Below are 883 nucleotides of genomic sequence, written 5' to 3' on the forward strand. Positions count from 1 at the left end.
AGGGAAGAAGATCATGGCGAACTCGCTTTACCAGAAGCACATCATCTCTATTCCAGAGCTTTCTCGTGAAGAGCTGGAACTTATCGTCGAAACTGCAGGTAATCTGAAAAAGGAACCTCGACCAGAACTGATTAAAAACAAAGTCGTTGCGAGCTGTTTCTTTGAGCCATCAACGCGTACTCGCTTGTCGTTTGAGACCGCGATTCAACGCATTGGTGGTGATGTCATTGGTTTTGATAACGATGGTAATACGTCTCTGTCGAAGAAAGGGGAAACGCTTTCTGATTCTGTACAAGTTATCTCTTCATACGTCGATGCATTTGTGATGCGCCACCCTCAAGAAGGTGCAGCGCGCCTTGCTTCCGAGTTTTCGAATGGCGTTCCAGTGATTAACGCGGGCGACGGTGCTAACCAACACCAAACTCAAACTCTGCTTGACCTCTACACCATCGCGGAAACGCAAGGTCGCTTAGACAACCTAAACGTGGCATTTGTCGGCGATTTAAAATACGGCCGCACCGTTCACTCACTGACTCAAGCACTGGCGAAGTTCAATAACATCCGCTTCTACTTTGTCGCTCCAGACGCATTGGCGATGCCAGAGTACATCTGCGAAGAACTCGATGAAGCTGGCATTGAATACAGCCTACACACAGAGATGGAAGCGGTAATTCCTGAGCTCGATATTCTTTACATGACTCGCGTTCAAAAAGAGCGTTTCGACGAGTCTGAATATGCGCACATCAAATCGGCTTACATTCTGACGGCGGCTCTATTGGAAGGCGCGCGTGAAAATCTAAAAGTACTGCACCCGCTACCTCGTGTTGATGAAATCACGACAGACGTAGATAAAACCCCACACGCGTACTACTTCCAGCAGGCA

1 protein-coding gene is annotated in these 883 nt (G+C 48.1%); it reads left to right on the forward strand.

Features of this window, described 5'->3' with window-relative positions:
- Positions 1-13: 13 nt before the first annotated feature.
- Positions 14-883: aspartate carbamoyltransferase (gene pyrB / locus R8N47_RS24225; RefSeq protein WP_318185980.1), on the forward strand; the 870-nt coding region annotated here is incomplete at its 3' end.

It is taken from the genome of Vibrio sp. 2132-1 (assembly GCF_033344315.1).